13 protein-coding genes are annotated in these 13,585 nt (G+C 65.1%); 4 read left to right on the top strand and 9 right to left on the bottom strand.

Translation table 11 applies throughout. The annotated features are described in order from the left end of the window. Positions 1 to 8: 8 nt before the first annotated feature. The 8 genes from F3J24_RS13440 to F3J24_RS13475 form a co-directional block, all read right to left on the bottom strand. Entirely contained in the window at positions 9 to 437 is a 429-nt protein-coding gene (locus tag F3J24_RS13440) for a DUF4878 domain-containing protein (RefSeq protein WP_167007091.1), read from the bottom strand. Between the two features lie 82 nt (positions 438 to 519). After that, on the bottom strand, positions 520 to 1,377 hold the full coding sequence (locus F3J24_RS13445) for an SDR family NAD(P)-dependent oxidoreductase (protein ID WP_167007094.1): 858 nt from the start codon (positions 1,375 to 1,377) through the stop codon (positions 520 to 522). Between the two features lie 70 nt (positions 1,378 to 1,447). Next, positions 1,448 to 2,320: a CoA ester lyase gene (locus F3J24_RS13450; RefSeq protein WP_167007097.1), complete on the bottom strand. Its 873-nt coding sequence runs from the start codon at positions 2,318 to 2,320 to the stop codon at positions 1,448 to 1,450. 77 nt (positions 2,321 to 2,397) lie between these two features. Continuing rightward, the gene (locus tag F3J24_RS13455) at positions 2,398 to 3,393 is read right to left on the bottom strand and encodes a tripartite tricarboxylate transporter substrate binding protein BugD (protein WP_167007100.1); all 996 of its coding nucleotides are present in this window, start codon (positions 3,391 to 3,393) and stop codon (positions 2,398 to 2,400) included. A gap of 184 nt (positions 3,394 to 3,577) precedes the next feature. After that, positions 3,578 to 4,942, bottom strand: a complete 1,365-nt coding sequence (locus tag F3J24_RS13460) for an MmgE/PrpD family protein (RefSeq protein ID WP_167007103.1) — start codon at positions 4,940 to 4,942, stop codon at positions 3,578 to 3,580. 34 nt (positions 4,943 to 4,976) lie between these two features. Continuing rightward, positions 4,977 to 6,170, bottom strand: coding sequence for a CaiB/BaiF CoA-transferase family protein (locus tag F3J24_RS13465; RefSeq protein ID WP_167007106.1), 1,194 nt, complete (start codon positions 6,168 to 6,170; stop codon positions 4,977 to 4,979). 156 nt (positions 6,171 to 6,326) lie between these two features. Next, positions 6,327 to 7,493, bottom strand: coding sequence for an acyl-CoA dehydrogenase family protein (locus F3J24_RS13470; RefSeq protein WP_167007108.1), 1,167 nt, complete (start codon positions 7,491 to 7,493; stop codon positions 6,327 to 6,329). Between the two features lie 63 nt (positions 7,494 to 7,556). Further along, entirely contained in the window at positions 7,557 to 8,438 is an 882-nt protein-coding gene (locus F3J24_RS13475; protein ID WP_167007110.1) for a MaoC family dehydratase N-terminal domain-containing protein, read from the bottom strand. A gap of 247 nt (positions 8,439 to 8,685) precedes the next feature. On the opposite strand from F3J24_RS13475, the gene F3J24_RS13480 reads away from it, so the two are divergent. Then, on the top strand, positions 8,686 to 9,582 hold the full coding sequence (locus tag F3J24_RS13480) for a LysR substrate-binding domain-containing protein (protein ID WP_167007112.1): 897 nt from the start codon (positions 8,686 to 8,688) through the stop codon (positions 9,580 to 9,582). A 19-nt stretch (positions 9,583 to 9,601) separates the two neighbouring features. Here the strand turns inward: F3J24_RS13480 and F3J24_RS13485 are convergent, their stop codons facing one another. Then, the gene (locus F3J24_RS13485; RefSeq protein ID WP_370527731.1) at positions 9,602 to 10,231 is read right to left on the bottom strand and encodes a Crp/Fnr family transcriptional regulator; all 630 of its coding nucleotides are present in this window, start codon (positions 10,229 to 10,231) and stop codon (positions 9,602 to 9,604) included. Between the two features lie 207 nt (positions 10,232 to 10,438). Here F3J24_RS13485 and F3J24_RS13490 point away from each other — a divergent pair, with 207 nt between their 5' ends. From F3J24_RS13490 to F3J24_RS13500, 3 genes are read left to right on the top strand one after another with little or no spacing between them, the layout of a single operon-like run. Beyond that, the gene (locus tag F3J24_RS13490; RefSeq protein ID WP_167007115.1) at positions 10,439 to 11,377 is read left to right on the top strand and encodes a 3-keto-5-aminohexanoate cleavage protein; all 939 of its coding nucleotides are present in this window, start codon (positions 10,439 to 10,441) and stop codon (positions 11,375 to 11,377) included. Between the two features lie 48 nt (positions 11,378 to 11,425). Beyond that, positions 11,426 to 12,634 carry an ABC transporter substrate-binding protein gene (locus tag F3J24_RS13495; protein ID WP_167007118.1) on the top strand — a complete coding sequence of 403 codons (1,209 nt, stop codon included), beginning with the start codon at positions 11,426 to 11,428 and terminating at the stop codon, positions 12,632 to 12,634. Beyond that, positions 12,631 to 13,578: a 3-hydroxyacyl-CoA dehydrogenase NAD-binding domain-containing protein gene (locus F3J24_RS13500; protein WP_167007121.1), complete on the top strand. Its 948-nt coding sequence runs from the start codon at positions 12,631 to 12,633 to the stop codon at positions 13,576 to 13,578. The genes F3J24_RS13495 and F3J24_RS13500 overlap by 4 nt, the downstream gene beginning before the upstream one ends. The last annotated feature ends 7 nt before the right edge of the window (positions 13,579 to 13,585 follow it).

Genomic DNA, 13,585 nt, shown 5'->3' on the forward strand with positions numbered 1-13,585 from the left:
CCGAGAAATCACAGCTGCACTTTCCAGACGCCGTCTTCCTGGAACAGATTGATGCGCTCTCGGCGACTGCTTCCATCGCGGTAGTGAACCTGAACCCTGAGCTTGGTGACCTGTTCTTTCTGGGACACGGTTCGCTCCAGCACCTCGACCTTGAGCAAGCCGCCTCGGGACTTGATCAACTCCTGGCCGCTGGCCATGATCCGGCGCAGCTTTTTATCGAAACCTGCCAGCTCTTGCTTGGAGATGTTTTGTGCGGAGATCAAACGCATGCAGGCGTCGAAATCGCCTTCGGCAATCAGGTGGTAGAAGCGCTGGATCAGCTCGTCCTGGCTTTGTTCAGGGGTGGTCGTAGCACAGGCCGACAAACCCAGTGCCAGGGGCAGTGAAAAGGAGATATGCAGACAGCAGCGACGGGAAAGGAAGACAGAAGCAGACACGGACCGGGTACAGCAAAAACAAGGAAGGCCGCAGTGTAGTCGCCACGGCGGCCCTGCTCTTGCGTGCTGTCAGTGCGCCGGCTTAATCGACCACCACCGGACTGAACTCCGGTGGCGCGCCGAAATAGGCACGCGGCGACGCAGGCTGCGCGCCATCGATGTCCTGCACTCCATACTCGCTGGCCAGCTCGGCCGTATAGAACACGCCGCCGGAGCGGCGCTCCAGGCAGTCGGCATCGCCATGCAAGGCCAGCACGACCCGGCCAATGAACTGCGGCGTTTCGGCGCTGTCGAAGCTGTTGCCGTACTTTTCGGGTTCGGCCGCGCAGACGCGTTCGGAGCGCTCGGTCCTGACCAGTCCGGGCCAGAGCGAAACCACGCTCACGCCGACAGGCTTGAAATCGTGGGCCATGTCGAAGCTCATCTTGTCCGTGCCGGCCTTTCCCGCGCCATAGGCCGGCCCGTGCATATAGCAGCGGCTGCCGGCTGACGAGATATTCACCACCAGGCCGCGCGCCCCTATCAGCAGGCCGGCCGCGCAATGGCTGGCCACGTAGGTGGAACGCAGGCCCACATCAAGCAGCCCGGTCATCTCCAGCGGCTTTTGCCAGAACGGGCCTGGAACGGTCAGCGGATCGGGAATCGCAATCGCACAATTGACCAGAATGTCGAGCCGGCCATGCTCGCGGCGCACTCGCTCGAACAGCGCTGCCACCTGGGCATCATCGCCATGATCACAGGCCACGGCAATGCCGTTGCCACCGGCTGCCGTCACATCGGCGGCCGTTCTGCCCACCGTGCCGGGCAGCGGCGAGTCGCCCTCCTTCACGCTGCGCCCAGTCACGTAGACGGTTGCCCCCGACGCCCCCAGCGCCAGCGCCACACCGCGGCCCACGCCACGGCTGGCCCCCGTCACCACACATACCAAAGCCTGGTTCATGCCGTCCCCCTGTTTCATGAAGCAGCATGAATCTGAACCAGATGACGGCGCCCGGCAACGTCCGATGAGACTAGGTGTCGCGCTGCATGCGCTGCCGGGCCCAGTCGTGGCGGGCCAGTGTCTGCTGTGCCAGATGGAGCACGGGCGCATCCACCATCCTGCCGTTGACGGTGCAGACGCCGCCGCCAGAGGCCTGCATGGCCTGCACCACCGCACTGGCCTGGGCCACGGCCGGGTCGCAAGGCGCAAACACGCGGTTGACTGGGCCGACCTGGTCGGGGTGTATGCACAGCTTGGCGCCAAAACCCATGCGCAGCGCGCGCCGGGTGTCGCTCTCCAGGCGGGCCGCATCCTTGGTGTCGATGGTGACGCCATCCACGGCGCGGGCCAGGCCCCGCCGGCGCGATGCCAGGATCAGCGCCAGACGCACCGGCAGCAGCTCGGCTTCGTCCGGCTCGCACTGCATACCGGCATCGACCTGGAAGTCCAGATGCCCGAAAGCCAGCCGCACCACCTGCGCGGCACCGGCCAGCGCATCGCAGGCATCGAGGCCAGCCACGCTTTCCACCAGAGGCAGCAGCGCGCAGCGTGGGCCGGCTGCATCTGCAATCTGCTGCAGCACGGCCGCGCTTTCCGCCTTGGGCACCACGGCCCCGGCCACGCCAACGGCCACCAGCCGCGCCAGCGCCTGCAGATCTTCATCGAACCATGGCGTTCCCCAGGCATTGATACGTACCAGCAGCCGTTCGCGCTCGGACATGGAAAGCTGCTGTACGGCCTGCTCCAGGGCCAATCTGGCGGCCGGCTTGTCGCCGGGCGCCACGGCATCCTCGCAGTCGGCAATCACCATATCGGCGCCGCTGGCGAGGGCCTTGGCAAGCCGCTGCGGCCGGGTGGCGGGGACGAACAGAAAAGTGCAGGCGTTATGCAGCAAGGTGCTCATGGCGTCTCTTGGGAATGCGGGATTTCAATCGACTGACGGGGCCCTCGCCGGGCGCGGGCCTCATGCCGTGCGCAGCCTCACTCGGCCGATACGCCGGCGGCCTTGATGACGGTGCGCCAGCGTGTGACTTCGGCTTCCAGGTGCTTGCGCAGTCCTTCTGGTGTGGCCTTGTCGGGCGTGACGAGATCGGAGCTGAGTTCGGCGATGCGCTTTCTGACGTTATCGTCCTTGAGCGCCACATTCAGCGCCTTGTTCAGCTGCTCTAGCGCTTCCCTGGGCGTGCCCTTGGGCGCATACATGCCATGCCAGACCTTGACATCGAAGCCCTTGAGGCCCTGCTCGTCCAGCGTCGGGATATTGGGCAGCGACGACAGGCGCTGAGGTGTGGTCACGCCGAAGACCTTCGCGCGCTTGCCGTCCTGGATCACGGGCACGGTCTGGGTTGTCTGGTCGCACAGCAGGTCGACCTGCCCGCCCATCAGGTCGTTCATGGCGGGACCAGCCCCCTTGTAAGGCACCACGGTCAGCTTCACGCCCGCCTGGTGCATGAACAGCATGCCGCACAGCTGCGACACAGCACCCACACCTGCATTGGCCAGCGACACCTTGTCCTGGTGCTTTTTCACATAGTCCAGCAGCTCGGCAAAGTTGTTGGCTGGAAAGTCCTTGCGCGACAGCAGGGTCATGGGGACATCGAGCACTTGGCCGATGTACTCGAAGTCCTTGAGCGGGTCGTAGGGCAGCTTTTTGTACAGCGAGGGTGCGGTGGCCATGCCCATGTGGTGGATCAATATGGTGTAGCCGTCGGGCTTGGAGCGCACGATGCGCGCCGGCGCCAGCGTGCCACCTGCGCCCACGGTGTTTTCGACAAGCACCGACTGCCCCAGGTACTGCCCCATCGGCACGGCCAGCAGCCGCGCCACCACATCGGTAGGCCCGCCGGCGCTGTAGGGAACGACCAGGGTCACGGGCTTGTCCGGCCAGCTTGCGGCCATGACGCCGCTGCTCGCGGCGAACGCGCAGGCTGCGGCCGCGGCGCAGATCAGGCGGCGGCGGATGGATCGATATGGCATGTTTTGTCTCCTTTGCACTTTGTGGAAGCGGGAGGCGCTCTGTGGTGGCGCCTTTGCCCGAGGGATGCCGGCCTTGCCTGCACCGGCGGAAAGAAACTCAATGAGACTTACGCAAACAAGAATGCAGCAACGGCCTGCCTCCTGCGGCAGTCGTCTGGCCTGAACCTGTTTTGCGTAAGTGGTGTCAATCCAGCAGACGCCGCACCTGCGGCCATTGCGCGACCTGCCACAGCCTTGCCACCGCGTCCTGGGCGCGCTCGGCGGGCACCTGGCCGCCATAGGCGATCAGCCGCAGCGCCTTGGCCGTGATCTCCTCGCGCGACAGCGTGTTGCCGGGGTCGCCCTTGGGTTCGTCGACACGGCCCTTGAGCAGGCGGCCATCCGTGGTCTGCACGCTGACCTTGCCTATCCAGCGCCTGGGATAGGCCTCATCGACCTCGGCATCAAGCTCCATGCTCACCTTGTCGCGCAGCTCCACGGTTTCCTGTGTCAGATAGTCGCGGTCGAACTCCGTCAGACCCGCATGACCGTGACGCGCCGCCAGCGCCAGCACGGTACCCATGGAGAACTTGCTCTGGTGCACGGTGCTCGGCCTGACCACGGGGCCCAGCACATCGATGGCGCCCTGGTGCACATGGCAGGTGATCCGTGCCAGATCGGCAGGCACCAAGCCGTGCTGCTGCATGAGCTGCAGCAGCGCATCGGCGGCAGGATGCGTGTGGCGGCATGAGGCATGCCATTTGAACGAGGTCTCGGCCGTGGCCCAGCGCGTGCCCAGCCCATCGCTGAGCCGGACCGGGTCGGCATCCGTGGACATGCCTGCAGCCAGTCCCTGAGGCCCCGTGAAGATGTCCTGCGCGCCCGTGAATCCATCCTGAGCGAGGAAGGCGGCCGTCAGCCCTGCTGAGGCAGCATGCGCCGTGTGCAGCTGCTTGCTGTCGGCGCCCGTGCGCAGAAACTCCCACAGCCCCGCCGACTGCGTGCCGGCCGAGCCGAAGGCATGCTGCATCTGCTCGGGCGTCAGCTTGAGCAGGCGACCCACGGCAGCAGCCGCCGCCAGCGTGCCGGCCGTGGCCGTGGTGTGGAAGATGCGGTAGTGGCTGCGGCCCAGAAACTCGCCCACCCGGATGCCGACCTCATAGCCGGCCACACAGGCCTGCATGAGCTCGACGCCGCTGGCACCAAGGCTCTGCGCCACGGCCAGCGCGGGCGGGAAGACCACGGCAGCGGGGTGGAAGACCGAACCGTTGTGCACATCGTCCTGTTCGGCCACATGCGAGGCTGCGGCATTGGCCTGGGCCGCCATCAGAGGTGAACTGGTGGCGGCACTGCCCAGTATCTCGCAGGGGCCCGCAGCCGGCCCCTGGGATAGTGCAAAGCGCGCGATGCTCTGCACAGGGCGCGCGTTCTGGCCGGCGAGCGCGGAGCCGAACCAGTCCACCCACAGATCCTCGGCGCGGCGCTGCACCTGCAGCGGGACATCCTCCCAGCACAATGTGGCCGCGAACCGGGCCAGCGGATGAATGCTCACTTGGGTCTCGTTCTTCATGGAATCACTCCCGCGCATACGCTGCGCACAGCTTTCACAGAGTTGCTTCTTCGGCGTACAGAGCACGGATGCGCTCGGCCGACCAGCCCAGCTCGGCCAGGATGGCCGCGCTGTGCTCGCCTACGGACGGCACCGCGTCCATGCGGTAGTCAAAGGCGCTGTTGGCACCGGGCGGCAGCAGCGCCTGCACCGGACCGGCCGGCGTGCCCACGCTGCACCAGCGCTGGCGTGCGGCTAGTTGCGGATGGGCCCACAGCCCCGCCATGTCGTTGACGCGGGCGTTGGCAATGCCGGCCTGCTCCAGGCGCTGCACCACCTGCGGTGCGTCAAGCCCGGCAAACACGCTCAGGATCAAGGCCTGCAACTCCTCGCGGTGTGCATTGCGCTGTGCATTGCTGTCGAAGCGCGCATCGCCGGCCAGCGCAGGCTGCAACAGGACCTGCTCGCAGAAAAGCTTCCATTCACGCTCGTTCTGCAGGCCCAACATCACCGTACCGCCGTCGCCCGCCATGAAGGGGCCATAGGGATAGATGCTGGCATGCGAGGCACCCGTGCGCGGCGGCGGCGGCGCGCCGTCCCAGGCGTAGTACATGGGATAGCCCATCCATTCGCCCAGTGCCTCGAGCATGGAGACATCGATATGACTGCCCTCGCCCGTGCGCCCGCGCAGCAGCAGGGCCGAGAGAATATTCGTATAGGCGTACATCCCGGCCGCGATATCGGCCACCGAGATGCCGGCCTTGGACGGTTCCTGCTCCGTGCCCGTGACCGAGAGAAACCCCGCCTCGCTCTGGATCAGCAGGTCGTAGGCCTTCTTGTCCCGGTAGGGACCGTCTGCGCCGTAGCCGCTGATGTCGCAGACGATGAGTTGGGGGTTGCGGGACTTCAGCACCTCGTAGGACAGCCCCATGCGCGCGGCCGCGCCCGGTGCCAGGTTCTGCACCAGCACATCAGCCGTGGTCAGCAGCTGCAGCAGGGCTTGCAGGGCCTCCGACTGCTTGAGGTCCAGGGCCAGGCTCTCCTTGCTGCGGTTGATCCAGGTGAAGTGCGAGGACTGGCCGTTGACACGCTGGTCATAGCCGCGCGCAAAGTCGCCCGAGCCGGGGCGCTCCACCTTGATCACGCGCGCCCCCAGATCGGCGAGCTGGCGGGTGCAGAAAGGCGCAGCCACCGCATGTTCCAGCGAGACCACGGTGATGCCGTCAAGCGGTCGTTTTCTTTCAGTCATGTCGGTCTTCCATAGCGCAATCCACGGCACGCCGGGCACGGCCCATCTTAGAGACAGCGAGCAAGGGCCGCCCCGCAGCGAGGCTGTCGTCCCCCTGCCCGCGCACAGCGCGAGAGCGGGGGGAAGGCGCGCAGCGCCTCAGGGGGGTGTCGCCCATCAAAACGAACGTGGCAGACCCAGCAGGTGCTCGGCCACATAGGAATAGATCAGATTGGTGGAGATCGGGGCCACCTGATAGAGGCGGGTTTCGCGGAACTTGCGCTCCACGTCGTACTCGCAGGCAAAGCCGAAGCCGCCGTGGAACTGGATGCAGGCATTGGCCGCCTCCCAGCTGGCCTTGGCCGCAAGATACTTGGCCATATTGGCCTGAGCGCCCATGGACTCTCGCGCATCGAACAGCTCACATGCCTTCCAGCGCATGAGATTGGCGGCCTCGACCTCAATGAAGGCATCGGCGATCGGGAACTGCACGCCCTGGTTCTGGCCGATGGGACGGCCGAACACCTGGCGGTCCTTCACGTAATTCGTCACACGGTCCAGGAACCAGTAGCCATCGCCTATGCACTCGGCCGCAATCAGCGTGCGCTCGGCGTTCAGCCCGTCGAGGATGTACTTGAAGCCCTTGCCTTCCTCGCCGATCAGGTTCTCCTCGGGAATCTCCAGATCCTCGAAGAACAGCTCGTTGGTCTCGTGGTTGACCATATTGAGGATGGGGCGCACGGTCATGCCCTTTTTCTCGGCCTCGCGCAGATCGACCATGAAGATGGACATGCCCTCGCTTTTCTTCTTTACCTCGGCCAGCGGCGTGGTGCGCGCCAGCAGGATCATGAAGTCGCTGTGCTGGATGCGGCTGATCCAGACCTTCTGGCCATTGATCACATAGCGCCCGTCCTTCTTCACGGCGCTAGTCTTGATCTTGGTGGTGTCCGTGCCCGTGGTGGGCTCTGTGACACCCATGGACTGCAGCCGCCATTCGCCCGAGGCGATGCGCGGCAGGTATTTTTCCTTCTGCGCCTGCGAGCCATGGCGCAGCAGCGTGCCCATGTTGTACATCTGGCCGTGGCAGGCGCCCGAGTTGCCGCCGCAGCGGTTGATCTCCTCCATGATGACGCTGGCCTCGGTCAGGCCCAGGCCGCTGCCGCCGTACTCCTGCGGAATCAGCGCGGCCAGCCAGCCCGCGTTCGTGAGCGCGTTGACGAAGGCTTCGGGGTAGACGCGCTGCTCGTCGATCTTGCGGAAATACTCGTCGGGAAACTCCGCACACAGCGCACGGATGGCATCGCGGATCTCGTGGTGGTTACTGGAGCTGGTGTGTTCGATCATTTCAAGCCTTTTTGACCTAGAGCGCTTATCCATCAAGCGCTATAAGCTATGGTTTTTAATTCTTCAGGACACCGTGGCCGTAGCCTGCATGGTGAGAAAGCCGTCGTGATCCCGCGCCCACAGGTCGATGGTCCTGCCGTCCTCGCGCGGCTTGCCGTGGACGCTGAAAGGGTGCAGGTCAAAGGTCGGCCGCAAGGCCTTGAAGTCGAACGTGACCACCTTGGCATCGGGCAGCTTGCGGCGCAGCAGATCGAGCAGCAGCGTGGCGATCAGCGGACCATGCACGATCAGGCCCGGGTAGCCCTCGACCTGTGTCACATACTGGCGGTCGTAGTGGATGCGGTGGCCGTTGAAGGTCAGCGCCGAATAGCGAAACAGCAAGATGTCGTCGGGCACGATGGTGCGCGACCAGGCAGCCTGGCCCGCCAGCGGCGGCTGTTGCGGTGGCGGCACCGGATCGCCGGGACTGGCGGCGGCCCGGTAGACGATGTCGTGCTCCTCGACCAGCGCCAGACCATCCTTGTTCGAGAAACGGTGTTCCACCAGCACGAACAGCAGCTCTCCCGAGCGTCCGGTCTTGTGCTGCACGCTGCGGATGGTGGAGACACGCTGCACCTCCTGCCCCAGGCGCAGCGGATTGTCTGTCTCCCAGCGCAGCCGTCCGCCCGCCCACATGCGGCGCGGCAGCGGCACGGGAGGCAGGAAGCCGCCGCGCCTGGGATGCCCGTCGGGGCCGATCTCGCTCTGGCGCGCATGCGGCAGGAAATACAGCCAGTGCCACAGCGGCGCCACAGGCGTGCCGGGTGCGGGAGTCGGGTCGTCCCGGTCCAACGTGGCCGACAGCGCCCGCAGGGGAGCCGCGGTGATGAGGTCGAGCGCGGTTTCGCTTTTTCCCTGCCAGGTCTGCAGGTGATCCAGGGCCGTGGGGTGAATGCTGCCGGTCATGCGCGGCCTGCCCGGTTGACGGCACCAGTTGCAGGTCGGTCCAGGAGCCAGGGACTCAAGAACGGGCGGATGCGGGCTATGTGAAGGGGCACGGGCGAAACGCAGCAGGCATGCACGACAGGGTCTCCTCGTTGAAATCTGTCGCCTATGCTCGCTGCCTCCGGCACACCGCACAATCTGTCATATTGGAAGCGAGACTTTTGTTTTTTCGAAACCTACCCAGATTCAGCACATACCCGAAGGCGCCATGCAGTTCGACCTCAAAGATCTAAGACTCTTTGTTTTGATAGCACAGACTGGAAGTTTGACAAGGACTTCAGAGCAATCACATCTATCTCTGGCGGCCACCAGTGCACGCATCCGGGCGCTGGAGGAACAGGCAGGCATGCCTTTGTTGATTCGAGAGGCTAGAGGGGTACGGCTGTCGGCCCCCGGTGAGGCCTTTCTGCACCATGCACGGGCCATGCTGCAGCAGTCACGCCAGCTTCAAGCCGATCTGCAGGAGTATGGCGCGGGGCTGCGCGGCCATGTGCGTGTGTTCGCCAACACCACGGCAGTCACGGATTTCATGCCCGACATCCTGGCCGCCTACCTCACTGCACATCCCCATATCAACGTGGATCTGCAGGAGCGCCCGAATGCAGGCATTGCTGCCGATATCCGCGACGGCCGGGCCGACCTGGGCATTGTTGCCGGAACCGTGGACACCCATGGACTGCGCGCCATGCATTTCAGCACCGACCGACTGGTGCTGGTAACACCCAATGCGCCACGCTGGGCCGAGCTGGATCACGTGGCTTTCTCCGAGGTACTTCACGAGCGCTTTGTGGGCATGCACCGCGGCAGCACGCTGCAAACCTTTCTCGACCAGTTGAGCCAGCAACTCGGAGCTACGCTGAAGCTGCGCATACAGTTGTCCAGCTTCGACACCATGTGCCGCATGGTCGCTGCCGGCGTAGGCATTGCTGTCGCGCCCGAGACGGCAGCACTGCGCTATCGCGGCACGCAGCGCGTATGCCGTGTGCCGCTGACCGATGCCTGGGCCGTGCGTCCCCGCTATATGCTGGTGCGCGCAGAGCAGCCTGTATCGGCGCAGTTGCAGGAGCTGATGGAGGCCATCGCGGTCTATCACGAGCGCATGTGAAGAAGCGCAGTCCTGGCGGTTAGAACGATGCGGCAGCGAGCACGCGCGTGCGCAGACGCGGCAGCTCGATGACGGTGATGCCACCGTATTCGATCTCGATCAACCCTCCTGCTGCCAGGCGGCGCAGCGCCGCGTTGCAACGCTGGCGTGACAGACCCGAGAGATTGGCGATCTCCTCCTGGGACACACGCAGGCGCGGGTCGCTGCCCGGGTGCAGCCAGGGGTGAAACAGGCCTACCAGTGCACGCGCCACCTGACTGTCGGTATCAAGCAAATGGTGGGCCGCAAAGTTGCCTAAAAACCAGTGCATGCGCTCGTTGATCTGGCGCAGCAAAAAGGCTTCGAAGCTGCGCTCGCTGCCGCGCAGCCATTCGAAGACCTCGGCAGGCATCAAGGCAACGCGGCTGTCTCGCAGAGCGATCACGTCCGCCGTGCGCGCCACTCCGCGCAGCACCGTGCCCTCGCCGAACCAGCTACCCACGGACAGGCCGCCCAGCGTGACAGAGCGGCCGTCGGCGCTGCTCACCGACCATTTGAGTAACCCTTCGATGGCGCCATACCAGTGCCGAGGCGCATCGCCCATACGGCACAGCGCAGTGCCCGCGGGCAAGTCCACCTCGCGCATCTCGGCACGCACGCGTTCGCGCACGGCAACGTCGAGCGCAGGAAACCAGGCTGATCCGGACAGCAGTTCATCGAGGGTGGGACGGGCCGCGGCCGTTGAGCGGTAATGGCGGGCGATGGTGAAGCTCCTTGCGTACTTACCCCGAGGTCAAATGTCATCGCAACGACTGATTCGTGAAGGGGTGAAAAAAAATAATAGCTGACGACCCAACCCCACGCATCAGGAGACGCCATGAGCAAGCGCAAGGTGATCGTGACCATTGCCCCCACGGGCGGCATGGCCCACAAATCGCAGAACCCCTATCTCCCTACCCAGCCTGACGAGATCGCCGAGGACGTGGTGCGCTGCTGCAATGCGGGCGCCAGCGTGGCAGCCATCCATGCGCGCCGCCCCGACGACGGCGCCACCTGCAATGCCGACATCTACCGCGACATCAACACCCGCATCCGCGCTGCGGGCTGCAACATCGTGATCAACAACTCCACGGGCGGCGGCGTGCACGGCGACATGGTGCGCGAGCTGCAGGGCGGGCGCTGGGAAATCGCCTGGGAGGAGCGCATCAAGGGCATGGACGCAGGCGCCGAAATGTGTACGCTGGATGCAACCACGCTGAACCTGAGCTTCGGCGGGCGCGAGATCCTCATGGACACACCGCTGTCCCGGGGCCGCGAGCTGGCCGTAGGCATGAAGGCACGCGGAATCAAGCCAGAGTGGGAGGTCTTCGCCCACACCCACATCCTGCAGGACGTGACGACGCTGATCGAGGAAGACCACGATGCCGCACCGCACTTCATCAACCTGGTGATGAACGTCCACCGCAACTTCCAGAACGCCATGCCGTTCTCTCCGCGCTACCTGCAGCAGATGGTGGACGTTCTGCCCGCTAACAGCATCTTCTGCGTCAGCGGCATCGGTCCCTCGCAGCTGGAGGCCAATGTGGCTGCGCTGCTGCTGGGCGGCCATGCGCGTGTGGGTTTGGAGGACAACCTCTACTACCGCCAGGGCGAGCTGGCCACCAATGTACAGCTGACCGAGCGCATCGTGCGCCTGATCCGCGAGCTCGACATGGAGCCCGCCACACCCGAGGAAGCGCGTCAGATCATGGGACTGCAACGCAGTGGCATGCCCCTGCCCGCGTTCGCACCCGCAGCCATAGCATCGGCGGCCTGAGCCCCACACGACGCAGCACAGTTCGCAAAACAACTAGGAGACAGCATCATGAACTTCGCATTCAAGGCCCTGGCCGGCGCTGTGACGCTGGCCGGCGCGGCCACGGCAGCAGCTCAGATTTCGGACGATGTGATACGCATAGGCTTCATCAGCGACATGTCGGGCGTGTACCGCGACTACGACGGACCTGCAGGCGCAGAGGCCATACGCATGGCCATCGCCGACATGGGCGGTGCCATCAACGGCAAGAAGATCGAGCTGGTGGCGGCCGACCACCAGAACAAGGCCGACATCGCCGCAGCCAAGGCGCGCCAATGGTTCGACGTGGAGCGCTTCGACATGCTGATCGGCGGCGTGAATTCGGGTGCGGCCATTGCAATGGCGGGCGTGGCGCGCGATAAGCGCAAGCCCTATTTCGTGGTCGGCTCGGGCGCCTCCAGCCTCACCAACGAGCAGTGTTCCCCCTACACGGTCATGTATGCCTACGACACGGTGGCCATGGCGCGCGGAACGGCCAGCGCCGTGCTCAAGAGCGGCGGCAAGCGCTGGTTCTTCGTGACGGCCGACTATGCCTTCGGCAATGCGCTTCAGGCCGATGCCGCCAAGGTCCTCGAAGCCGGCAGCGGCAACGTGGCCGGTGCGGTCAAGCACCCGCTGGGCGCCAGCGACTTCTCGTCCTTCATGCTGCAGGCTCTGGCAGCCAAGCCCGATGTACTGGCCCTGGCCAATGCGGGTGGCGACACGGTCAACGCCATCAAGTCGGCGGCGGAATTCGGGCTGGCGCAGAAGATGAAGCTCGCGGGCATGATCATCACCATTCAGGACGTGCACGCCCTGGGCCTGAAAACGGCACAGGGCATGTATCTCACCGACAGCTGGTACTGGAACCAGAGCTCCGAGGCCAGCGCATGGGCACGGCGCTTCTTCGACAAGCACAAGCGCATGCCCACCTCCTTCCATGCGGGCGACTACTCCGCCACGCTGCAGTACCTCAAGGCCGTGCAGGCCGCAGGCACGGACGATGGCACCAAGGTGATGGAACAGCTCAGGAAGACCCGTTTCAACGACATGTTCGTCAAGGACGGCTGGCTGCGCGCCGACGGCCTGATGGTGCATGACATGCATCTGATGCAGGTGAAGACGCCGTCCGAATCCAGAGAACCCTGGGACTACTACAAGGTGGTCGAGACCATCCGGGGCGAGGCCGCCTGGACCACCCGCGCCGAGACGCGCTGCGTGCAATGGAAGACATCATGAGCGCGGCCGCACCCGCGATACGGCGCGTGGCCGTGGTTGGCACTGGCGTGATCGGTGCCAGCTGGGCAGCATTCTTCCTGGCGCGCGGCCTGGATGTGACGGCCACCGATCCCGCACCCGGCGCCGGGCAGCACCTGCACGAAGCGGTACAGCGCCACTGGCCGACCATGCAACGCATGGGGCTGGCGGATGGAGCATCGCCCGAACGCCTGCGCTTCGACACCGAACTTGAGCGTGCACTGGACGGCTGCGACTTCGTGCAGGAAAGCGGCCCCGAGCGCGCCGACTTCAAGGCTGACCTCTATGCGCGCATGGACGCGGCCACGCCGCCGCAGGTGCTGCTGGCCAGCAGCAGCTCGGGTCTGCCGGTCAGCGGCATGCAGGTACGCTGCAAGACGCCGCAGCGCGTGGTTCTGGGTCATCCCTTCAATCCGCCGCACCTGATTCCGCTGGTGGAAGTGGGTGGTGGCGATGCCACCTCGCCAGACAGCATCCAGCGTGCCATGGATTTCTACGCGGCGCTGGGCAAGCGCCCTATTCATGTACGGCGCGAGATCGCTGGTCACATCGCCAACCGTCTGCAGGCCGCGCTGTGGCGCGAGGCCTTTCACCTCGTTGACCAGGGCGTGGCCAGCGTCAGTGACATCGACACAGCCATCGCCCAGGGTCCCGGCCTGCGCTGGGCGCTGATGGGGCCATTCATGAACCTGCATCTGTCTGGCGGACAGGGCGGCATGCAGCATCTGCTGGAGCACTTGGGCGGCCCCATCGAGAGCTGGTGGCGCGATCTTGGCAATCCGGCCATGACAGCGGCGCTCAAGGACAGTGTGGTGCAAGGCGTGACCGAGGCGCGCGGAATGCGCCGCGAAGAGGAGCTGGAGCGCACGCGCGACGAACTACTGTCCGACCTGATACGGGCCAAGGCCCAGGGCTCGCTGTTCTGAGCCCACA

This window comes from Comamonas sp. Tr-654 (genome assembly GCF_011752915.1).
GTDB lineage: Bacteria > Pseudomonadota > Gammaproteobacteria > Burkholderiales > Burkholderiaceae_C > Comamonas.